The 19,980-nt window shown below is 59.0% G+C and carries 16 protein-coding genes; 9 read left to right on the top strand and 7 right to left on the bottom strand.

Going from position 1 to position 19,980, the window contains the following annotated elements; all coding sequences use genetic code 11:
• Positions 1 to 76: 76 nt before the first annotated feature.
• Genes BBJ66_RS10475 through BBJ66_RS10465 form a run of 3 tightly spaced genes read right to left on the bottom strand, consistent with a single transcriptional unit; the run spans position 77 to position 3,401 of the window.
• Positions 77 to 1,321, bottom strand: coding sequence for a glycosyltransferase family 4 protein (locus tag BBJ66_RS10475; protein ID WP_071086860.1), 1,245 nt, complete (start codon positions 1,319 to 1,321; stop codon positions 77 to 79).
• Positions 1,318 to 2,664 (bottom strand): glycosyltransferase family 4 protein, encoded by a 1,347-nt coding sequence (locus tag BBJ66_RS10470; protein WP_049731510.1) that lies wholly within the window; start codon positions 2,662 to 2,664, stop codon positions 1,318 to 1,320. The genes BBJ66_RS10475 and BBJ66_RS10470 overlap by 4 nt, the downstream gene beginning before the upstream one ends.
• Entirely contained in the window at positions 2,664 to 3,401 is a 738-nt protein-coding gene (locus BBJ66_RS10465) for a Crp/Fnr family transcriptional regulator (RefSeq protein WP_049731511.1), read from the bottom strand. Before BBJ66_RS10465 ends, BBJ66_RS10470 begins: the two co-directional genes overlap by 1 nt.
• A gap of 473 nt (positions 3,402 to 3,874) precedes the next feature.
• Between BBJ66_RS10465 and BBJ66_RS10460 the strand changes: the two genes are divergently transcribed.
• The 5 genes from BBJ66_RS10460 to BBJ66_RS10440 all read left to right on the top strand — a co-directional run bounded on the left by BBJ66_RS10460 (position 3,875) and on the right by BBJ66_RS10440 (position 10,382).
• On the top strand, positions 3,875 to 4,576 hold the full coding sequence (locus tag BBJ66_RS10460; RefSeq protein ID WP_049731512.1) for a sugar transferase: 702 nt from the start codon (positions 3,875 to 3,877) through the stop codon (positions 4,574 to 4,576).
• Between the two features lie 214 nt (positions 4,577 to 4,790).
• Positions 4,791 to 6,464 carry a GumC family protein gene (locus BBJ66_RS10455; protein ID WP_244471200.1) on the top strand — a complete coding sequence of 558 codons (1,674 nt, stop codon included), beginning with the start codon at positions 4,791 to 4,793 and terminating at the stop codon, positions 6,462 to 6,464.
• Positions 6,461 to 7,423 carry a glycosyltransferase family 2 protein gene (locus tag BBJ66_RS10450; protein WP_049731514.1) on the top strand — a complete coding sequence of 321 codons (963 nt, stop codon included), beginning with the start codon at positions 6,461 to 6,463 and terminating at the stop codon, positions 7,421 to 7,423. The genes BBJ66_RS10455 and BBJ66_RS10450 overlap by 4 nt, the downstream gene beginning before the upstream one ends.
• A gap of 4 nt (positions 7,424 to 7,427) precedes the next feature.
• On the top strand, positions 7,428 to 8,807 hold the full coding sequence (locus BBJ66_RS10445) for a polysaccharide biosynthesis/export family protein (RefSeq protein WP_071086858.1): 1,380 nt from the start codon (positions 7,428 to 7,430) through the stop codon (positions 8,805 to 8,807).
• Between the two features lie 108 nt (positions 8,808 to 8,915).
• Positions 8,916 to 10,382, top strand: coding sequence for a hypothetical protein (locus tag BBJ66_RS10440; protein WP_071086856.1), 1,467 nt, complete (start codon positions 8,916 to 8,918; stop codon positions 10,380 to 10,382).
• Positions 10,383 to 10,432: 50 nt separating this feature from the next.
• On the opposite strand, the gene BBJ66_RS10435 is transcribed toward BBJ66_RS10440, so the two are convergent.
• Positions 10,433 to 10,729, bottom strand: a complete 297-nt coding sequence (locus BBJ66_RS10435) for a hypothetical protein (protein WP_071086854.1) — start codon at positions 10,727 to 10,729, stop codon at positions 10,433 to 10,435.
• Between the two features lie 296 nt (positions 10,730 to 11,025).
• On the opposite strand from BBJ66_RS10435, the gene BBJ66_RS10425 reads away from it, so the two are divergent.
• On the top strand, positions 11,026 to 11,937 hold the full coding sequence (locus tag BBJ66_RS10425) for a glycosyltransferase family 8 protein (protein WP_049731519.1): 912 nt from the start codon (positions 11,026 to 11,028) through the stop codon (positions 11,935 to 11,937).
• Positions 11,938 to 12,038: 101 nt separating this feature from the next.
• Positions 12,039 to 13,061 carry a glycosyltransferase family 2 protein gene (locus BBJ66_RS10420; RefSeq protein WP_049731520.1) on the top strand — a complete coding sequence of 341 codons (1,023 nt, stop codon included), beginning with the start codon at positions 12,039 to 12,041 and terminating at the stop codon, positions 13,059 to 13,061.
• Positions 13,062 to 13,287: 226 nt separating this feature from the next.
• On the opposite strand, the gene BBJ66_RS10415 is transcribed toward BBJ66_RS10420, so the two are convergent.
• A complete protein-coding gene (locus tag BBJ66_RS10415) occupies positions 13,288 to 14,040 on the bottom strand; it encodes a Crp/Fnr family transcriptional regulator (protein WP_049731521.1) in 753 nt (250 codons plus the stop codon).
• A gap of 453 nt (positions 14,041 to 14,493) precedes the next feature.
• Between BBJ66_RS10415 and BBJ66_RS10410 the strand changes: the two genes are divergently transcribed.
• Complete coding sequence (locus BBJ66_RS10410; protein ID WP_071086850.1) at positions 14,494 to 15,144, top strand: sugar transferase; 651 nt, start codon at positions 14,494 to 14,496, stop codon at positions 15,142 to 15,144.
• A gap of 58 nt (positions 15,145 to 15,202) precedes the next feature.
• On the opposite strand, the gene BBJ66_RS10405 is transcribed toward BBJ66_RS10410, so the two are convergent.
• Both BBJ66_RS10405 and BBJ66_RS10400 read right to left on the bottom strand, forming a co-directional pair.
• Positions 15,203 to 15,502, bottom strand: a complete 300-nt coding sequence (locus BBJ66_RS10405) for a hypothetical protein (protein WP_071086848.1) — start codon at positions 15,500 to 15,502, stop codon at positions 15,203 to 15,205.
• A 483-nt stretch (positions 15,503 to 15,985) separates the two neighbouring features.
• Positions 15,986 to 17,095 (bottom strand): acyltransferase family protein, encoded by a 1,110-nt coding sequence (locus BBJ66_RS10400; protein WP_071086987.1) that lies wholly within the window; start codon positions 17,093 to 17,095, stop codon positions 15,986 to 15,988.
• 253 nt (positions 17,096 to 17,348) lie between these two features.
• On the opposite strand from BBJ66_RS10400, the gene BBJ66_RS10395 reads away from it, so the two are divergent.
• Entirely contained in the window at positions 17,349 to 19,667 is a 2,319-nt protein-coding gene (locus BBJ66_RS10395) for a membrane-bound PQQ-dependent dehydrogenase, glucose/quinate/shikimate family (protein ID WP_071086846.1), read from the top strand.
• Positions 19,668 to 19,980 lie beyond the last annotated feature (313 nt).

Below are 19,980 nucleotides of genomic sequence, written 5' to 3'. Positions count from 1 at the left end.
TCTATCTATTCCTCGTCGAGGGGTTGAGACGGCTTTGGGCGGGCGCAGCAAAGCGGGCTGCTCCGTTCCTTTCCCTTCAACCCGGCCGTCTTCCGAAGACGCCGGCAGATCCGTCTCCATGGCTGGACAGCTGTTGTCCGATGAGGCCGGACAGCCGATCGCGGAATACGGTGGAGGAGAATTTCAGCGAGTGCGCACGGATGGCATGCGGATCGATATCGTCCTCAACCTCTTCGAATGCTGCCATCGTTTCCAAAAGGGCTTCAGTCGTCTGCTCAGCAAAGCGAAAGCCGACCTGCGGCGCGGACACGGTTTCCCGGGCGCCGCCGGCGTCGAAAGCGAGCACTGGCCGCCCTGACGCCATCGCTTCCACCGGCAGGATGCCGAAATCCTCCGTGCCCGGAAACAACAGCGCTCGGCATCGCGACAAGTGGTCGCGCAGCACGTTGAAGGGCTGATGGCCGAGAAACTCAACCGTCGGTCCGGCGATCGACTTCAGATAAGGGAGTTGTTCGCCTTCGCCGATCACGACCAGTTTCCGGCCGGCCTCGGTGCAGGCGCGCACAGCAATATCCGGCCGCTTGTAGGTGGTGAGCTGTCCCGCATAGAGGTAGAATTCGCCTTTCCCCTTGCCCACCGCAAAATCGTCGATCGCAACCGGCGGATGGATCACGACGGACTCCCGGTCGTAGAAGCGGCGGATGCGGCTTGCGACATAGTCGGAGTTGGCGACGAACACATCGACGCGCGAGGACGTCGTCACGTCCCAGGCGCGCAGCATGGGCGCGGTAAGCGACATCAAGGCGCGTCCCACCCAGGGCAGGCCATGGCGATAGACATGGAACTGATCCCAGATGTAGCGCATCGGCGAATGGCAGTAGCAGACATGGAGAGCGTCGGCGCGCGTGATGATGCCTTTGGCGGGGCCGGATTCGCTCGACAGCACTAGGTCGTAATCCTGCAGATCGAACTGCTCGAGCGCGAAGGGCATCAGCGGCAGCATCTTAGTATAGTGCCGTTGGGCGCCGGGGATCTTCTGCAGGAAGGACGTGCGGATGTTCCGCGTCTTCAGAAAATCGCTGATGCGATCCCGGTTGCAGACGAGGGTGAAGATGTCGGCCTGCGGAAACATGCGGCACAGCTCTTCGACAACCTTCTCACCGCCGCGCATCGAAACGAGCCAGTAATGCACGATGGCGACACGAAGTTGCCCGGTCTCTTTTGTGCTTCCGGCCTCCGCAGCGCGTCTTTTCGCCATGACGGGCGCATCGGCAAGAAATGCCCTCGCGTCGGGAAGAGAGGTCGTTGCTTTAAGGGTCAACTGAATACTCCTTGTATCGTTGCACCGTCTGCCGGCTCGGAAACCGCATTCGTCGAAATCAGGCTTTGGTATTCGGCAAGAAGCGCATCGCGCCATTCCTCATGCGTCGAGGCGAGGTCCGGCGACAGCCGGAAAGCCCGCTCGCTCATGGCGCGAACCTCTTGCGCGGGCATTTGACTGAAGCGCCTCAAACTATTGGCAAAGGCGTTTTCATCGGCCGTATCGCAGGCAAGTGCCATGCCGGCTCTTTCCATTTCCTCGGCGAGAAAGGCGCTACGCGACATGATGACGGGCAGACCGCTCCTGGCCGCTTCGATAGCGACGAGACCGAACGGCTCGGGATAGCGCGAGGGCATCAACAGCGCGCGCGCCTTGCGGATGATCGGGCCGATCTCCGCATGCGACTGCCAGCCGACGGCCCTGACGTGATCTCCTGACGCTGCGATCCGCGGCATCAGCGGCCCGTCCCCGATCACGCAGAGCCTGACGCCGGCTTTGCGCGTGGCGGCGACGGCGTCCTCAACGCCCTTCTCTTCGTCCAGCCGTCCGATGAACACGAACTCGTCGTTGGTCTCCGCTTCGATGCGCTTGATGGAGAGGGGAGCGACGGGATTGCGGATCGTCGTCAGCCGTTCAGGCCGATAGCCGGCGCCGACGAGAAAGCTCGCCATCTTCTCGTGCAGCAGGATGATACGGCCGAAATCGGCCTGGCCCTTCAAGAGCCGGAGGATATTCGAGCCACGGGCGACCCGCCACAACTTGTGCGAATAACTTCTCTTGTCGCAAGCCGTCGCAATGCAGCCTCCGCCGAGCGGGCGCCGCAGGCAGATTTCCTGCGCCTGATAGTCGAAGAAGGCGCCATTGGGGCAGGCCGTGAAGAAATCATGCGCGTGAACCACGCATCGTCCGGCGACCGGCGCCAGCGCCCTGAAAATCGCGGGAGACAGGATCTGGTGCCAGCCATGCACATGGTAGACGGTGTTGGCGGTATCCTTTTCGGCAATCCAGTTCGCCACCATGCGGGCGGCGGCACCGTTGTGAATGCCGGTGACGAACGCCTTCGCACGCTCGGCGCTGAGCAGGTCGCGACTGTTCAGCCCGACCATCGAGACCCCGAGTGCGGCAAGCTCCGCATTGGCGGCGTCATCCCCGCAAATATAGGTCACGGGAATGCCGAGCCCGTGGAAAAGCTTGGCAGACAGCACCGCCAGGCCCGTCGCGCCGCCTCTGGCCACCGAATAGTCGTCGATGACGACTACGCGGTCGATCTTTGCCGTGCGGAGGCCGGGAAAGCGGCCGACACTTGCGGTGGATCGGATCCCCTCGGAAAGCGACGCGCGCATTACTTCACCGAAACCGCACCGTTGGCACAGGCCTCCAGCGCATTGCGGTTGAGAATGCGGATCTTGCCCTGCCCCCCGTCGATAATCCTGCCTTCACGCAGGCGCCGAAGGCATTGATTGACCTTCTCGCGCGACGCCGGCAGCGTCGCGGCCAGGTCATTTTGCGAGATGATCAGTTCGTCCCCGCTGTTTGCCGGGTCTTTTCCATAAACAGCCGAAAGCCGCAGCAGCGTGCTGGCCAGCCTCGACTGCAGGCTCGACGCCGCATTCGCGATGATCCGGAGTTCGAGCTCCGAAATACGCGCCAGCGCCCTGGAAAAGACCTTTTCGCGGAAAGAGGGATCGCTCGCATACATGTCGCGCAGCAGCCGACCTTCGAAGAAATGCAGCTCGCAGTTGGAACCGGCCCGATATTCGAGGCTCAGCGTCTGCCTGCGCAGAACCTCGAGCTCGCCGATCAGACCTGATTTCGGGATGATCTCGACAATGAATTCCCTGCCGTCGGGCAGCATGGTGCTTGCGCTGACCACCCCCGAATGCACGCGCGCGAACATATCGTTCAGGACGCCGGCCCCGGCAATGACCTCGCCGCGCCGGAAACGCCGAACGCTCGACCGACAGGAAAGAAATTCATCGTCGAGCACTATGCGGCTGCCGAGATGAATACCGCCGCTGGCCGATACCGCCGCCTTGCCGAGGCCGGCCCGGCGATCCGATGCGTGTGTCACCCCGTCCATGCGCATAACTCCAATACTCGAATAACGATTAAGCATGCTGCACTGCATCATCTATATTGGCTTAATACTCAAGTCAAATAACATCACAGATAGATAGCGTAAAAATTGAGATTACATTTAGATCAAGAAGAAAAAATACATCGCTCATCGCAATCAAAACATCGATATGCCCGAATAATGATCATGTTTTTGCATATATCTGCCTATTAAAAAGCCTCACAAGTCAAAAAACAGCAATAACCCAAATTTGGATATCCAGAAATGTAAATGAGTCTTCATAGATTAATCACCAAAGGTGGGTTAGATTCTTATTTAGAATGAAAATAAATCGATCGAGCTACAAACGGAATTCTCTTCTGCCGTTTTAGTAGCATAAAGAATTTATTAAGGATTATGACTTTGGTAACAGACAACCAGAGTGCGGCGCAGCAAACTTTGAACGGTTCTTAATCGGAAAGTTTTGGAGACCCCCGATGGCATGGGAAGCACATAGTTTCGAGGCATGGTCGCGTGTCGGACGGTCTGCGAAAAGCGGCGACATCCATGCGTCTCAGCCTCGTGCAGCAGCCAGATCATCCAAGCGCGCGCTCGACCTTCTGTTGGCGATCACCGCCCTGATCCTGCTTTCCCCGCTTCTGCTGCTCGTCGCAATGATCGTGAAAATCTCAGACCGCGGCCCGGTCTTCTATTCCCATACGCGCATCGGCTTCGGCGGAGCGCCATTCGGATGCCTCAAATTTCGCACGATGAAGACCGATGCGAGCGCTCAGCTGGCCGAATTGCTGCAGAACAGCCCGGCTGCGCGCAGCGAATGGGAAGCGACGCACAAGCTGAAGGATGATCCGAGGATCACGGCCGTCGGCGATATCCTCAGGCGGTCGAGCCTCGACGAGCTCCCCCAGCTGTTCAATGTCCTGCGTGGCGAAATGAGCCTCGTCGGCCCCCGGCCGATCACCGCCGAGGAATTGCCGCGCTACGGCGAGCATATTTGGGCCTACATGGCCGTCCGTCCTGGACTGACCGGTCACTGGCAGACCAGCGGGCGCAACGATGTCAGCTACGAGCACCGGGTTTCGCTCGACGTTCACTACCTCAACAACTGGTCGTTCGGCCGGGACTTGATCATCATCGCCAAGACCATCCCCGCTCTGTTTTCGCAGCGTGGCTCGTACTGAGCATTCAAATGGGAGAGCTGTCGATCCTGCCCGAAGTCGGAAGATACACGGCTCTCCCCGTCCCCTCCAGGCTGCCAGTACCTCGTTACTCCGTAATCTCGCCATTTTGGACTAGGACGACATGACCTCAAGCACGATCTTCAGCGGTGTTTCCCCATTATCCCTGCCTGCCGCCGCAGCCGCTGGCGGGAACTCGCCGCTGACCCTGCGGGACATGCTCTTTTTTCTCAGAATGCGCTGGCTATGGATCGTGGCCACGACCTTTGCCTTTGTTGCAATGGCCGGCAGCTACCTTCTCACCGCCGAGCCGACTTACGTTGCCAGCACGCAACTTGTGATCTTCCCCCAGGTGAACAGCTCCGAGGCTCAGAGAGCCTTCGCGGAAGACGCGTTCATAGAAGGGCAGCTGGAGATTGCCCGATCGAGCGATGTCATCGGCGGGACAGTAAGAGCGCTCGATCTTGATAGCGATCCCGACTTTGTCGATTGGAAACCTTCGCTGCTCGACAAGGCGAAGGACTGGCTTCTGGGAATTTCTGCTCAAGTGGATACGGCGCAGGACGCGGCAGGCATGCGAACGAGTGAAACGCCGCCCAGACCCCGGACGGAGGAGGAACAGCTCCACGACCTGGCAATCGCCACGCTGCAGAGCATGATGGACATACGCCGGATCGGGAGTTCGACGATCATCGAGATATCAGCTGCAGCGTCGAGCCCTCAGAAGGCCGTCGCCATCGCCGATACGCTCGCCAGGCAATATATCCAGAAGAATATCGCAATGAAGGCCGATGCTTCCCGACAATACAGCGACTGGCTGGAAAAATTCATCAGGGAGCAGCAGCGCGGGCTGGCCGATGCCTCCAGCGCCTTGAACACATTCAACAGCAATCCGCGCGACCAGTTCAAGCTTGCGGAGCTGCAGAGCGCGACGGATGCCCGCCGCACCCTTTATGAAAGCACGCTGACCCAGCTTACCGAAGCCAAACAGCGCATAACCTACCCCGTCTCCGACGCCACGATCGTCTCGCGGGCCACGCTGCCTCTTTCGAAGGCGAGGCCGCGCAGCACTCTCATCATCATCTTTGCCGGGGCGGTTGGCCTCGGCGTCGGCCTGGCGCTCGCCATGATAAGGCACGCCAGCGACCGCCGGATCGTCCGTCCTCAGCAGATCACGGATGCCGGCGGAGTGTCCATCGTCACCTTGCTGGCAAGATCGAAGGAGGATCGGAACGGGCATACTGCTCGCTTCCTCGCTGCCGGCACGGGCAGCGGTGAGACCGCCGGCTATCCTGTCCTTCCCGGCATGGCGGAATTGAGCGCAACCATCGTCGGCCTTCGGCGCAAACGCCGCGTCGCCATCGGGATAGTCGCCGTCGATCCCGGCAGCGGGGCATCGACCATTGCATGCGAACTGGCGGTGCTGTCGTCGATGTCAGGCGCGCACACGCTGCTGATCGATGCGGCTGCGCAGAAATCCTCGCTCAGCAAATCGATCGCGCCCCATACGTCCACAGGTCTCGTCGATGTTCTCGACAATGGCGAACTGATCCAGACGGCGGCGCTGCCCCTCACCCCAACCCTGAAATTCCTTCCGCTCGGCAAGGTGGAAGCAGTGACGCCGGCCGTTCGCCTCAGTTCCCGCCGCACGCAGTTGAGCTTCGCAGACCTGAAAAAGGAGTTCGACGCCATATTCGTCGATATTTCCGCATTCTCGACTTCCCCTGACGCCAATGCGATCGCGCCGGAGCTGGATGGCGTCCTCGTGGTCACCTCGCATGGGCACACCTCGATCGACGATACCGTGCGCGTCATCGACACCATGCGCAATGTCGGCGCCGAGATCGTCGGCGCGATCATCAACCATGCACCGAAGAGAATAGAGTCATGATCTCACCTTCGGCAGGAGCGACAAGACAGGACCGTCCATTGCGGATCGCCTTGGGGATCGCCTCGGCGGGGCGCCCCTCGATACTGCGGGAGACGATCGATTACCTCACCGGCCTGCCGGACCAGGCGGAACGGCTCATCGTCTGCGTGCCTGTTATCGAGGATGCCGCCGGGCTCGCCGGCCGCCGCGATGTGGAAGTCATCGTCGGCAGCCGCGGCCTGACCGCCCAGCGCAACAGGATCATCCAGTCCGCAGCGGCTGATACGGACGTTCTGATCTTCCTGGATGACGACTTCATTCCCGCCGCGACCTTCCTGGCGCGCATGGCAGCCGTCTTTGCAGCAAAGCCGGAGGTGGCAATCGCCACTGGCGAGGTGCTGGCCGATGGCGTCCTCGACGGGGGCCTCAGCATGCCGAAGGCCCTGGAGGTTCTCGCTACGGCAGGCGAAGCCGCCGAGCATGTGGCGGATATCTACAACGCCTATGGATGCAATATGGCGGTTCGCCTTGCGCCCGTTATCGAGCACGCCCTGGCCTTCGACGAGCAGCTGCCGCTTTACGGCTGGCTCGAGGATGTCGATTTCAGCAGGTCCATCGCCCGCCACGGCCGGTCCGTGCACGTCGAAGGCGCCTGCGGCGTACATCTCGGCGTCAGATCCGGACGCCAGCCCGGCCGGAGGCTCGGCTATTCACAGGTCGCCAATCCTGTCTACCTGATCCGCAAGGGCACGATGTCGAAAGGCCGTGCAATCGCGCAGATTGGCCGCAACATCCTGGCAAATATGTCGGGCGCCCTCTTGAAGGACCGCCTGATCGACCGGTGGGGCCGTTTGAACGGCAATTTGCTGGCGCTATCCGACCTTCTTGTCGGCCGTGCCTCTCCGTCCCGCATTCTCGAATTCGGCACTCCGTCGCCGCGCGAGATGCCTTCCCCGTCGATCGCAACGAAACGGAGATAGACCAATGCAGCCTACATCCTTGTTCGATCGCCTCGTCTCCGCGGCACTCGCCTTGCTGGCATTCTGCTGCCTGACCGGCTGGAGCGTCGCCCACGCGCAAACATTCACTCTCGTGCCGGAAGACAAGGTCAGGCTGCGCGTCGTCGAATGGCGGTCGTCGGATTCGCGCTATGCCAGCTGGGAGGCTCTCGACGGCGTTTATACCATTGATGATGCCGGCAATCTGTCGATCCCGATCGCTGGCCACCTGCAGGCGAATGGAAAGACGACCGAGCAGCTTGCCGATGCCATTGCCGCCGCGCTGGCCGAAAAGTCCGCACTTCCGGGCAAGCCGTATATCGCCCTGGAGATTGCCGAGCATGCACCGATTTTCGTCACCGGAACCGTGCAGACTCCCGGCCGCTATGCTTTTGAACCCAACATGACGGTGATGAAGGCCGTCAGCATCGCCGGCGGCTTCCTCAGGGAACGCGAAGACAATACCTATTTCGAGCGCGACCGGATCCAGGCTGCCGGCGCCTACCGAACGGCCGCCCTCAACCGGCGCGATCTGTTGATGCGGCAGGCGCGGCTGCGTGCCGAGATCGCCGGCGAGCAGAGTTTCGAAATCCCCGCCGAACTCCTGGGAACACCCGACGTGGACAAGCTGAAGGACCAGGAGCTGAACCTGATGCGGCTGCGGCGCGTCGACATCGCCAGCCAGATCGAAGCGGCGAACGACCTCACCCGCCTCTATGGCCAGCAGGCCGAGTCGCTGGAGGCCAAGATCAGTTCACAAAAACGGCAGATCGAACTTGCCCAGAAGGAACTGGACAATGTCAACAGCCTGGTGAGCAAGGGCCTGGTCAGCAATTCGCGCCAGGTCTCGGTCGACCGCTGGGTGGCCGATGCGCAAGGCACCCTGATCGATCTCGAAGTCGCCCTGACCACGGCACGCCAGGGCCTCAGCGAGGCCGACCGTTCCAAGATCAACATCGTCAACCGGCAGAACAGCGAAAACCAGGACCTGCTGAACCAGGTCAATCTCGCGATCGGCAGGGCGGCGATCGACATCCAGGTGGCCCAGCTTCTGGGCGAACAGGCCGGCTACGATGCCCAACTCGCCCAGATCAACACGGACGCGCCGGGTCTCGGCAGGGCGCAGAAGAATTACAGGATCGTGCGCCGCAACGACGACGGGACCTCCCGCAGCATCGTGGCGGACGAGCAGACCGCATTGCTGCCGCACGATCTCGTCGAGGTCGGTTTGGACACGAACCTTCAGACGCCAGCTTCGCCGCCGCAGGCCGCACCGCAGACACAGAGTTCGACGGTTCCGTCCTCCGATGTGGCCGGGGACAATCGCCCGGCTCCCGGCTGGGTCTCCCAGGCGGGATCGAATTAGGAGACGATTGTGATCATCGAGGCCTTGCCCATCCCGTCGAAAGGTGGACGCCGCTCTTCGGCAAAAGCGATGCTTCCGCCGCTCGCCCTCAGGCTTGGGATCTGAAGCATGTCGATAGAGCCGATCGGTTTCATGGTGTTGCTGCTTGGCGTGCTCAGCATGCTCAACGGCGCGCGCTTTGCCATCACCGTCCTTTGCCTTTCGACGCTGCTGGGAGCCGCAGCGGCTCTGCAACTGCCAGCGCTCGGCGGCAGCAGCATCCAGCCGAGCCATCTTCTGGTGCTCTTTCTCGTCATGACGGCCCTGCTGCGCCCGGTTCAGACGCAGGCGATGCTCGCCAGCGTCGCCTATCCGGGGCCTGGCTTCTGGTTTGCCTGCTACATCCTGTTCTCCGTGGTCTCGTCCTTCTTCCTGCCCCGTATCTTTGCCGGCGCGACCCTCGTTTACTCCTCCGCCAGAGATCCCTCAGGGATGATGTCGACGGTAGCGGCTCCATTGGCCCCAGGTTCGTCCAATCTCAGCCAGTCCGTCTACCTGCTCGGCGACCTTGCCTGCTTCGCCGTCGTCGCCGGACTTGCCCGGCTCGGCTATGGCCGCTTCATCGCCCAGCAGCTGATCGTGGCATCGATGGCGTGTTTTGCCTTCGCGCTGATCGACCTCGCAACCTTCCAGATCGGTCAGGCCCATGTGCTCGATCTCATCAGAAATGCGAATTATACGATGCATACGGCCGAGACCATCCACGGCTTCAAGCGCATCGTCGGCCCCTTTCCCGAAGCGAGCATGTACGGCGCCGTCGCACTGGCTTATTTCGCCTTCACGCTCATGCTTTGGCTGGAGCGAGTCCAAGGCCGTATGGCTGGGTTGGCAACGGTTCTGATCGGCCCCACCATCGTGCTCTGCACCTCGACAACCGCTTATGTCGCGGGCGCCTTTATTGTCTGCATGTTCGTGCTGTTCTCCCTGAAACGACTGATCGGCGGTCCCGCCACGACCCCGCACGTGACTTTCCTTGTGATCACGCTGTTCTTCATCCCCTGCGCCATCACCGCGCTCAGCCTTGTCCCCGATGCATGGAATTCCATCGCCGGCCTCCTGACCACCACCGTATCGGACAAGCTCCAATCGCAATCCGGCGAAGAGCGCACCGCCTGGAACACACTCGCACTGATCGCATTCGTCGATACCGCCACTTTCGGCGCCGGACTGGGCACGGTTCGCGCCTCCAGTTTCATCGCCGCATTGCTGTCCAATGTCGGATTGACCGGCACCGCCCTGTTCGCCGTCTTCGTCTACAGCCTGGCGAGGGCAGCCGGCCGGTATAAATTTGGCGACCGCGAGACCCATGCGATCGGAATCGCCGCCGTGATGGCATCCATTGCACAGATCGGCTCCGCGGCGATATCAGGCAGCGGCACGGATCTTGGCTTGCTGTTCAGCACCTCGGCGGGGCTGGCCGCGGGCTGCCTGGCCGGACCTTATGTCCCGCGGCATCGGGCAGTCTCATCGCCTGCGAACCAGCGCCTGGAGGCATCGGCATCTCGTATGAGAGCGCCGATGTTTTCAACACGATGACGCCCGCTCAGGACTTTCGTCGTGGATGGCAGCCTGGCGCAGTCTCAATGTCAGCCTTGCTGGCGCTCGCTGGCGGCAGAGACATTGCCTGCAGAATTGCTCTCCCGCAGCCTGGCATTGCGCCGCAGGAGACCCGACAGGAAGACGCCCGTCAGATAGCCGATCTCCATCAGCACGAGGATAGCGATACCGGATCCGATCGCCGCAACCGCGGAGAACCCGTCCACGAAAACCACGCCGCCCGAGCCGATGGCCACAAGGAATGCAAAGACTGCGAAAGCCCAGGCGCGGATGCAAGCACCGGCAGCTATCGAAATCACGGCGGCGATCAGCGCGGTGATCAGCATCCAAATACCTCTTCTGTCTGCGCCCCGGCTCCCACCGTTGTGCCAGGGAAGAAGACATCGAAACGCAGCCTCATCGCAGGCAGGGCATTCTTCATGGTGAATATCTCAACAATGAAACACACGAAAACCGCCGGCAGCCGGACGCCGATAAGCCAACGGCCGAAACTGCATCTCGGCAATATATACCGGACTGGGCCTTCATACGACAGGCCCTTCGGCTCAATCAACAACAGTTCCCTCGACTTGGAAGGCGACAGCGATTCATGCCTGTTGCGGGCGATCGGAAGGGTGAGGACATGAACAATCAGTGCGTCGTCTACGTCACGGATGTCGAATATTCATTTCCGACTATTCTTTCGGCGCTTCAGGCTCGGAAATTCGCAAGCCCTGCGACCGATGTCTGTGTCCTGATGTCGGAACATCTCGATAATTTCGAAGAGTTGAAAGCCCTGCTCGCAGCGAGCGGGGTCGACTTGATTGATGCGACCGAAGCGCTGCAGGATTCGCTCGGCAAGCTCGACGGATCACATTTCCAGGGACGCATCAGCGTCAGCACCATGGCCAAGCTCGTCCTTTGCGAGATCCTGCCTGCCAACTATACCCAGATCATCTACCTCGATGGGGACACGCAGATCGTCAGCGATCTCGGCAGGCTCGAAAATGCCTTTGTACCCGAGGGCAGGTTTTTCGCGGCGCGCGACTACACGGCGATCCATGACTTCCTCGACACCGGAAAGAGCAGCCACTATTTCAACGCGGGGGTCTTGAAATTCCACCGCAACGGCTGGATCGGACAGGAGGCGCTTGAGCTTTTTGCTAGAAATCCCGAGGCCTGCGAGGGCAAGCATGATCAGGGCGCATTAAACTATGTCTGCGGTTCATCACTCATCCTCGTATCGAACCGCTGGAACTTTCCCAAACAGTTCCTTCATCTCGTCAACATGTCCTCCCTGTCGATCGTCCATTATATGGCGCATCCGAAGCCGTGGCACGGCACCTTCTTTCCCTGGACCGATAGGGAAAGCCAAGTCTATGTCGATCTGCGCAAAGCACATCCGATTTACCACTCGCTGTATCGCGGAATAAGCTTCGATCGTAAGCTCCTCTATAAGTACCGGTCGATGCGGGCGCGCATCGAACACGCAATCGAGAAGGATGGATCCAGTCCGCGGGTCCAGAGCCTGCTGGTTGGCGATTACGCCGTGTGACGCGTGGTGAGCCTGGGGGTGAATATCGGCGTGACTGATCTCGGCATGGCAGTCGACCTTTTATTTGCAGGCGGAAGCGCAACGAATGTTCAGGACAGACTATGAGTTATAAGGCTTCCGCCGCCAGTATCTCGCATTACACAAAAGCCCGCCTGCGCCGCTCGCTCAAGGCCCGGCAGGTTCGCTACGACCTGCTGCGCAGCGGGCTCAAGCAGGCGCGTCATGTCGTCATCTGCGTCATCCGCGACGAGGGCCACCGGCTGGCATTCTTCCTGCAGTATTATCGCGATCTCGGCTTCGAGCACTTCATCTGCATCGACAACGGCTCCACCGATGGCACGGCCGAATTGCTGTCCGGCTTCGACGATGTCTCCCTTCTCTCTGCCCACGGATCCTACAAGGCGGCGAGATTCGGGAATGATTGGATCAACGAAGTCATCAACCGGCACTGCCAGGAGAAATGGGTTCTCTATGTCGACGCCGACGAGTTCCTGGTCTATCCGCATTGCGACACACGGCCGATCGATCAGCTGACCGCCTATATCGGTTCCACCGGCGGTCGTTCGCTGCGCTCGGTGATGATCGACATGTACAGCCCGCATCCCGTTCTCGAAAACATATGCGAACCCGGCCGCAATCCGCTCGAGGTCTGCAATCTCTTCGACCGATCCGGCTACGTCGCGCATTTCGACGAACGCAACGGGACGATATGGATCAAGGGCGGCGTTCGCGGGCGGGTCTATTTCCACGACCGGCTCTGGGACGGCCCGGCGCTCAACAAGATACCTCTGGTCTATATCGAGGGTGAACGTCTTTTTCTCAAATCATCGCATCAGGTCTGGCCGCTCTCGCTGAATTTGGGCGACATGCGCGGGGCGCTCGGCGTATCCGGCGCGCTTCTGCATTTCAAGTTCCTGTCGAGCTTCGTGCACAAGGTTGCCGATGCGGCGCACCGGTCCCAACATACGGAAGAATATGCCGTATATTCCTCGAGCAGGGATATGGATGACTTCGTCTACGACGACACCGGCACCTACAGAAGCTGGAAGGATCTCTCCGATCACGGGCTCATCCAGGGTGAAGGCTGGAAATACTGGAGGAATGCGTCGGAAAGCGAAGTCTAAAGCGCGTCGCGATCTTTCAGATTCGCTCAATGCGCTTTAGCTCTTTATTTTCTCGCATGTCGTTGCGGCAAAAGCGTTTCGCGCTTTGCCTGGGAAAACCGCTGCACAGTTTTGCGCGACATGCTTTAGCGCCCGCCAGCCGCTCCCACCGCCGTCAAACATAAAACCCGCCGGCGGCGGGTTTTATTGAGACTTTCGCTGCCGCTTTCTTTAGTCGAGGCGCCCCTCAAGCAAGCGACTCCATACCCTCGGCATAAGCTTCCAGCGCCTTCCGATTGAGAATACGGATTTTGCCCTGCGTGCCATCGACCACTTTGCTCTCACGCAAGCGCCGCAGGCACTGGTTGACCTTTTCGCGCGACGCCGGCAGCGTCGCCGCTAGGTCATGTTGGGAGATGATCAGTTCATCGCCGCTATGTTGCGCATCCACTTTGTACAAGGCAGAAAGGCGCAGCAGCATCCGGGCCAATCTCTGCCTTAGGCTCGATCCGGCGTTGGAAATGATCCGCAGTTCGAGTTCGGAAACACGCGCCAGCGCCTTCGACAAGATCTTCACCTGAAATTGCGGATCGTTTGCACACAGGTCCCGCAGCAACCGACCATCGAAGTAGTGCAGTTCGCAGTCCGATGAGGCCCGATATTCCAGGCTGAGGGACTGCTTGCGCAGCACCTCCAATTCGCCGATCAAGCCGCCTTTCGGAATGATTTCCACAATGAACTCTCGTCCATCTGCAAGCGGCGTGCTTGCACTCACCATTCCGCGCTGGACGCGGGCGAACATGTCGACGGCATCACCGGCGCCGGCAATCACCTCACCGCGGCGAAACTTTCGAACACTCGAACGGTAAAACGGAAACTCGTGATCCAAATCTCCCCGGCCGCCGTATACAATACCGACTGGCTCGCAAGTAACCGCTTCGCCTATTCGAGCCGCGCCGCCTCCAGTCTTGTTATCTCTGATACCAATCGCCCCGTCCATACACGCAGCTCCACGCAGACTAATTTATTTATTACTGTCAACAACATTCGTAATCCGTTAAATTAGAAAGTCAAATAGTAATAATATAAAAATCACCTTCTGAAATTATACATAAATTATGACGACTGCTCATATTTATATATAACAAAACCCATATCGAATTCTACAGAATGCAGCGGAGGAAAGCTGCAATTGGATTTTTATACGATTTATGACAATTGTCTAATTACAGCATAAATTTACACAACAGAAGAACAGCCTCTGATCACCACGTTAATATTAGTAACATTTTTCATATGTGCTTTACATTTCGAATAATACCTTAAATAACCGCAAGAAAAACTTTAGAGAATAAATAATTTATTCACCAATATGACCTTGGTCACAGACATCAAACTTATATTAAAACAAGATTTGGCGGTTATTTCTGGGATTCGCCCAACGGAGACGCGGATGGCGGGAAAAAATCATGGCATCAACCAAACAGAACCTTGGCAGGATTGCGCCGGGGTGCAACAGCAAGGGGGTCCATTCAATACGTCAAAATCCCATAAGATCAGCAGAATTCTGAAGCGTGCATTGGACATCGCCATTGCGACGTCTCTCCTATTTCTTCTGTCGCCGATCCTTCTGTCGGTAGCAGTCATCATAGCGCTAAGCGATCGGGGCGCCGTTTTCAATTCCGACCGGCGGATCGGATATAGGGGAAAAGAGTTCGGTTGCCTGAAGTTTCGGACGACGGGAGCCGACGCTACAGCCGGCCTGCATGTGACTGTCGTCGGCGACATGCTGACGCGATCGAACCTCGACAAGCTTCCGCTATTGATCAACGTGCTGCTCGGGCAAATGAGCCTCGTCGGGCCTCGCGCTACTACCAAAGAAGAGCTGCCGCGTTACGGCGAACATGCCGCCGCCTATATCGCGGTCCGTCCTGGCCTGACCGGCCATTGGCAGATCGGCGAACGCGTCGGTTATCAGAACAGCGTTTCCCTCGACGTGGAGTATCTGCGCAAATGGACACTCGCGTTGGATTTCGTAATCATGGCAAAGACTTTGGCAGCCCTGCTTTCCCGGCATGCCTTATTGCCCAAAATGGACGCGTAGGGTCGCTCCGTTTCCCCAACAGTTCGCAGAGGCCGCATCCTGCCTCCTCCCCACGGCATTATCCGTGGGGACGCTTGCCGGTCATAGGAGAGCGCTCTGTGAGCAAGTTCTTTCTCCGGCGCCTTTGGATATGCCCCCACAAAGAGTAGGCAAATAGACCCGCCAGATAACTTACTTCCATCAGCACAAGCGCTTCGAGGCAGTAGACGATCGCTTCCGAAAAGGAAGAACCTTTCAGCAGGATCACGGCCCCCCAGGCGACGACCAGCAGAAAAGCAAAGATTGCAAAGGCCGAGGCGCGGATGGTCGCTCCGGCGGCGATGGAGACGGCAACCACGATAAGCGCGCTCTTCAGCATTAGTCTGCTCCTCTCTCCACACCTCCTTCAAGCCGTCGCCTGCCCTCAATGACATGACAAAAACCCAAAGTCGAAACGAAGTCCGATCAAAGTATTTTATCGACTACCGTTAAAATATTGCTAAGATCCCCTCAGTAAGCCGACCGACCCGACCGCAGAATATTCGGCTATTCATCCGACAGAGTCGCTCTATCATCCAAAACAAAGAGATGCTTGGCGCACGCCGGAAGATTTAATACATGTCATCAGGGCGCCTATGCAGCGCGATGATCCAATGGCACTTATCATCCCAGCACGAGATGGCGACGACGTCGATGACGCAAGGCTGGTCCACGCCCAGCCTTCGCGACAGGCGGATATTTTTCCCCGGCAATCGACCACGGCTCAACGAATCAGAACTCGCTGTTGACTGGCAAGCCCTGCTGATGTCCGTCGGGGTTAGGCACGATGGGATCGCCGGCCTCGGGACCGGTATCGATAGGCCTATTTGGCGACTGCGGCGGCCAATTGCCGTTTTGCACCACGCTTGAGGCTGAGGTTTTCAAGCCAGGTGACCTGTTTCCTCAATTTCAACGCCGGCTTTTCGATGAATCTCCACGAGAAGGCGGCAAAGCAGGTGGCAACGATGCTGCAGACAATACCATTCAACCACCAGTTATGCGCCCAAGGCCCGAGCGCCACGAACGCCTGTTGAATGGGATAGCCATAGAGGAAGACGCCGTAGGAATAGTCGGCCCCGCTGAGAATGCCGAGCTTGCGGGGCGAGGTCAGGCCGAGAAAGACGGTGACATATCCGATTGCCGGAATGGCAATGAAATCTCCAAAGGAACTAAACCAGTAGGCCCATAATATGGTTGCCACCGAGGCAAGGAATATTCTCACATCCCACAGAACCTTGTCCCTATAGAGATAGAAGGTCACCCCTACGAGAAACGCACAGATGAGCAGGTTGCCCGACGCGGTCGTCGGCATCGCTGCCCAATCGCTCTCATGTTTCCAATACCTTGCCATACCGAAGCTGATGATCAAAGCCGGCGTTGCGACAAGGGCGATCACCCGCCGCCTGACCACGCCGAGCAGAAACAGCGCGGCGATCGCGGCATAGCACTCAAGCTCGAAGGGCACCGTCCAGAGCTGCCCATTCACCATCGCTGCGTCGGGATTATCCAGGAATACGCCGGGCAGATTGAAGTGGATATGGCCTGTGACATTCAGCAGGTAGGTAAAGAACTGAGGATCGGAGAAATAGTCACTGAGGTCATACTCTGTATAGATCGCTCCGAGTATAAAGGCAGCCAGCAATACCTCCACCGCAAGGGCAGGGTAGATCCGAATAAATCGGTTCCCGAGAAAGGAGATCAATGTCTTCGACCGTTCAAGACTGCCCGCCACCAGGAATCCGCTCAGAACGAAGAACATGGGCAGCACTGATTTGATGACTGGACGGAAAGGTGACTCCCAGAGAAACAGATCATCGCCGTACGTGACGCGGGCCGTATGTATCCAAAGCACTGAAAAGGCTAACAGCAATCGCATATAATCGAATCCTGTCGGTCGCCCTTTTGCTAGATCAAGCTTTTCGCCGAGAAACATCTGTGGCCCTTTCAGAAGTATTGACACGAATTGGAATGGTAAGCTGTTGCCGCAGAGCGGCGGCGGCATCATTGCCAGGTCGGGGCCGCGTGTCAGTGACCAGAGGTACATCAGGAAAAAATTGAACGAGAGAGCGCCCTCTCCCGAAGACGAGACCGCTGACCGTCAACCCAATGGCCCTGCGCTTCCCGAGGCGCCATGCGACGGTCGGCGTTGGACCAGACGATCGGGCGGCGGATTGGATGAGGAAACTATGAAATTTCTGGCCACCCTGTTTTTTATTGTACTCGCCTTCATCGGATTGGGTCTGATGGGAGGCGGCGCCTTGCTGCTCGGCTTCGGCGGCTCGCCCTATTACGCGATGGTCGGGCTTGCCTATCTGGCTGCCGCGCTTCTGCTGTGGCGCCGGCAGACGTCAGGCGCCCTCATCGTCCTGCTTGTGGCCGTTTTCACCCTTCCCTGGGCACTATGGGAGTCGGGTTTCAATTTCTGGGCGCTCTTTGCGCGTCTGATGTCGCCCATCGCGCTGGCGGGCTTTGCACTTTTCTTTGCGCCGTCACTTTCGCCAACCGCCAACCGCAAACTCTTCTATGGCGGCACCTTGATTGCGGTCATCCTCTTCGCTGTCGGTTTTAGCCTTGCGTTCACGCCGCACGGGTTGATCCGCCCCTCCGCCGGCATCCCCGCCTATAAGACCGCCAAGGGTGACAACTCACCCTCCGACTGGACGTCCTATGGCCGCAGCACGGCCGGAGACCGCTACTCCCCGTTCGATCAGATCAACCGCGGCAATGTTGCCAAGCTCGACCTTGCCTGGACATATCGCACCGGCAAAAGCGATGGCGCCGATCAGAACACGCCTCTGCAGATCGGCGATACGGTCTACACCTGCACGCCGACCAATGTGATCGCAGCGCTTGATGCAGATACGGGCAAACCCCGCTGGACCTTCGATCCCAAGGCGGCCGCGCCTTACTGGCAACGCTGCCGCGGCCTCGGCTACTACAAGATGCCACAGGAGGCCCAATCCGCCGACGGTCTTTGCAATGAGCGTCTGGTGCAGACGACAATCGATGCCCGTCTCCTGGAGATCGACAGCAAGACCGGCGCGCCCTGCAGGGGCTTCGGAGACAATGGCACGGTGCAGCTTTCCCAGGGCATGGGTGAAGTCAAGTCGGGTTACTATTTTCAGACGTCGGCGCCACTGATTGCCCGCAATCTGATCGTCATCGGAGGCTGGGTCATAGACAATCAGGAGATGGGCGAACCCTCGGGCGTCATCCGCGCCTTCAATGTCGTTACCGGCGAGCTCGAATGGGCATGGGATCTTGGCAACCTAGAGATCACCAAACTCCCGCCGGAGGGCCAGACCTATACGCGGGCCACGCCCAACATGTGGACGACGGCCGCATTCGACGACAAGCTCGGCCTCATCTATGCACCGCTCGGCAATACCACCCCGGATTATTACGGCGTTAATCGTCCGGCCTTCGCCGATCAATACAATGCCACGTTGGTGGCGCTTGATGTCACGACGGGACGGGAGAAATGGAAGTTCCAGACCGTGCATCACGATATCTGGGACTATGACCTGCCGGCCCAGCCGGTTCTGATCGACCTTCCCGACGGCAATGGCGCCACCATCCCTGCACTGCTGCAGACCACCAAACGCGGGCAGCTTTTCCTGCTCAACCGTCAGACCGGTGCACCGCTTGCCGAGGTTCAGGAGAAGCCGGTACCGCAGCAAGGTGGCGCACCCGAGGAGAAATTGTCTCCGACCCAGCCCTATTCCGTCGGCATGCCGACCATCGGTGCGGAACGGGTGACGGAGCAGACGGCCTGGGGCCTGACGATCTTCGATCAGCTGGCATGCCGCATCGCCTTTCGAAAGATGCGCTACGACGGCGATTTCACCCCGATCGGTCCGCAATATGCGATTCAGCAGCCGGGAAACCTTGGAGGCCTCAATTGGGGGAGCGTTTCGGTCGATCTGCCCAACAACCGGGTCTTCCTGAACGATATCCGTGTGCCCAGCCTCTTCGCCCTCATTCCCCGCGGGGAATATGTCGATTTTGCCCTCACCACGACTGCACACGGCCCCTCCGCCCCGCAGCGCGGCACACCTTTCGGCATGGCCACCGAAATGTGGACATCGAGGCTCCGCGTTCCCTGCACGCAACCGCCCTTCGGCACCATCACAGCCGTGGATCTGAACACCCGCAAGATCGCATGGCAGGTCCCGGCCGGGACCGCCGAACAGCTCGGGCCGTTTAAGATCAAAAGCAATCTGCCGATGCCGATGGGCCTGCCGAGTTATGCCGGTACGTCGGCGACTGCCGGCGGTGTCGTCTTCTTCGCCGGCTTTCAGGATTATTACATCCGCGCTTACGACGCCGAGAACGGTGATGAGCTCTGGAAATATCCCCTTCCGGTCGGCGCGAGTGCAACGCCGATGACCTACGTCTCACCCATAACCGGCAAGCAATATGTCGTGATATCGGTTGGCGGCGCACCATATTCGAAGGATGTCGGCGACTACGTCTTTGCCTTCTCCCTGAAAGACGGAGAATAGCCGCGGTCGCGTCCGCTTCACCGACGATCTTCAAGCCCAGGCGCGACCCCTTCTCATGAAGGCGATGGCTACGTTGCCGGTCACGCTGTGCTATTTTGGTCCGATGAGGAACTGAGGCTACGAGCGTGACGCGAAAACTGGCGGCGATCCTGGTCGCGGATGTGGTCGGCTACAGCCGTCTCGCCGGTGCGGACGAGGATCGCATCCTGGCTCCATCGAACGCCGCCGCCGCGTCCTCCCCTTCCGAAACCCCGAGGACTTTAACCGCCGCGTTGAAGGGCTGCGCAAGGCGGGACTTATGGTCCCGGATGTC

Origin of the sequence: Rhizobium sp. RSm-3 (genome assembly GCF_001854685.1) — a bacterium.
Lineage (GTDB): Bacteria > Pseudomonadota > Alphaproteobacteria > Rhizobiales > Rhizobiaceae > Rhizobium > Rhizobium ecuadorense.
The sequence above is the reverse complement of the archived record's forward strand: the minus strand, read 5'-3'. Positions and strand labels throughout refer to the sequence as shown.

What these genes read in the sequence shown, in the direction of transcription:
- BBJ66_RS10470 (WP_049731510.1), bottom strand. Translation starts at nt 2,664, where the DNA reads ATGCGCGCGTCGCTTTCCGAGGGGATCCGATCCACCGCAAGTGTCGGC.
- BBJ66_RS10465 (WP_049731511.1), bottom strand. Translation starts at nt 3,401, where the DNA reads ATGGACGGGGTGACACACGCATCGGATCGCCGGGCCGGCCTCGGCAAG.
- BBJ66_RS10460 (WP_049731512.1), top strand. Translation starts at nt 3,875, where the DNA reads ATGGCATGGGAAGCACATAGTTTCGAGGCATGGTCGCGTGTCGGACGG.
- BBJ66_RS10455 (WP_244471200.1), top strand. Translation starts at nt 4,791, where the DNA reads ATGCTCTTTTTTCTCAGAATGCGCTGGCTATGGATCGTGGCCACGACC.
- BBJ66_RS10450 (WP_049731514.1), top strand. Translation starts at nt 6,461, where the DNA reads ATGATCTCACCTTCGGCAGGAGCGACAAGACAGGACCGTCCATTGCGG.
- BBJ66_RS10445 (WP_071086858.1), top strand. Translation starts at nt 7,428, where the DNA reads ATGCAGCCTACATCCTTGTTCGATCGCCTCGTCTCCGCGGCACTCGCC.
- BBJ66_RS10440 (WP_071086856.1), top strand. Translation starts at nt 8,916, where the DNA reads ATGTCGATAGAGCCGATCGGTTTCATGGTGTTGCTGCTTGGCGTGCTC.
- BBJ66_RS10435 (WP_071086854.1), bottom strand. Translation starts at nt 10,729, where the DNA reads ATGCTGATCACCGCGCTGATCGCCGCCGTGATTTCGATAGCTGCCGGT.
- BBJ66_RS10425 (WP_049731519.1), top strand. Translation starts at nt 11,026, where the DNA reads ATGAACAATCAGTGCGTCGTCTACGTCACGGATGTCGAATATTCATTT.
- BBJ66_RS10420 (WP_049731520.1), top strand. Translation starts at nt 12,039, where the DNA reads ATGAGTTATAAGGCTTCCGCCGCCAGTATCTCGCATTACACAAAAGCC.
- BBJ66_RS10415 (WP_049731521.1), bottom strand. Translation starts at nt 14,040, where the DNA reads ATGGACGGGGCGATTGGTATCAGAGATAACAAGACTGGAGGCGGCGCG.
- BBJ66_RS10410 (WP_071086850.1), top strand. Translation starts at nt 14,494, where the DNA reads ATGGCGGGAAAAAATCATGGCATCAACCAAACAGAACCTTGGCAGGAT.
- BBJ66_RS10405 (WP_071086848.1), bottom strand. Translation starts at nt 15,502, where the DNA reads ATGCTGAAGAGCGCGCTTATCGTGGTTGCCGTCTCCATCGCCGCCGGA.
- BBJ66_RS10400 (WP_071086987.1), bottom strand. Translation starts at nt 17,095, where the DNA reads ATGTTTCTCGGCGAAAAGCTTGATCTAGCAAAAGGGCGACCGACAGGA.
- BBJ66_RS10395 (WP_071086846.1), top strand. Translation starts at nt 17,349, where the DNA reads ATGAAATTTCTGGCCACCCTGTTTTTTATTGTACTCGCCTTCATCGGA.